Source organism: Frankia sp. CcMO1 (assembly GCF_977945845.1).
The window spans coordinates 1-1,078 of the sequence record NZ_CDWTMG010000311.1 but is presented as its reverse complement, the minus strand read 5'-3'; the positions used below and the strand labels follow the sequence as shown (position 1 = coordinate 1,078).

The 1,078-nt window shown below is 74.9% G+C and carries 2 protein-coding genes; both read right to left on the bottom strand.

All coding sequences use genetic code 11. The features are described 5' to 3' along the window. A partial coding sequence (locus tag AC08OU_RS22735) for an AarF/UbiB family protein (RefSeq protein WP_476605750.1) occupies positions 1-561 on the bottom strand: 561 nt, incomplete at its 3' end. A 23-nt stretch (positions 562-584) separates the two neighbouring features. Next, on the bottom strand, positions 585-1,078 hold a 494-nt coding region (locus AC08OU_RS22730; protein ID WP_476605749.1), incomplete at its 5' end, for a TOMM precursor leader peptide-binding protein.

Below are 1,078 nucleotides of genomic sequence, written 5' to 3'. Positions count from 1 at the left end.
GGGCTTGATGTCCAGTCCCGGGACCCACCCCGCCGCCACGCGCGCGACGCGCGTGACCTGGTTCAGGTCCGAGATCAGCGCGCCCGCCGCGCCCGGATACTGGATCTTCACCGCCACCGGGCGGCCGTCACGCCAGACGCCGCGGTGCACCTGCCCGATCGACGCCGCGGCCGCCGGGCGGTCGTCGAAGCTGCGGAAACGCCGCCGCCACTGCGGGCCGAGCTCGGCCGCCAGAACGCCGTGGACGGTCGCGGCCGGCATCGGCGGAGCGGCGTCCTGCAGCTTGGTGAGAGTGGCGCGATACGGTCCCGCGAGCTCCTCGGGCAGGGCCACCTCGAACATGCTCAGGGCCTGGCCGAACTTCATCGCGCCGCCCTTGAGCTCGCCCAGCACCTTGAACATCTGTTCGGCTGTGCGGGCCTGGACCTCGGCGGCGACCAGCTCCGCCGGCTTGCCGCCGACGCGCTTGCCGAAGCCGAGGGCGGTCCGGCCGGCGAACCCGAGAGGAAGGCTCGCGAGCTTGGCCGTGCGCGTCACGGCACGGCGGGGCAGGTCGCTCACGTGACTCATTCTCCCCAAGAGGTTCAGGCCGGCGGCCAGTGGCACCCGCACCGAGGGTGTGCGGGCCAGACCCGGCGGCCGACGAGACCGTCCGGGAGCTCGATCTCCAGGGTGGCACCCTCGGTCGCGGGCGTGGCCAGCCCGTCGATCAGGGTGAGGATCTGGAGGGCGGCCAGCCCGGCGGCGAGCGTAGTGATCGCGATCTCCTCCGGCTCCGGCGTGCCCGGGGGCGGCCTGCGAAGCTGCGCGAGCATCGACGGCCACGCCGGATCGCGGTCCCCGCGGTGCAGGTCCAGGCATCGCAGGCACGGCCCCCGCCCGGGCCGGACCAGCGGGCCGACCACGACGTCGTCGTCCCGGAGCACCACCGACAGGTGCGGGACGTCGGCCCTGACGAGTTCATTGGCGCGCACCGTGTCCGCGGCCGCGTGGTCCACGAGGACGACGGCGTCCGGTTCGCGGACGGGCTCGGCCGCCACGGGGTCGGCGGGCGGCGCCGTGGGACTCGCCCCCGCTT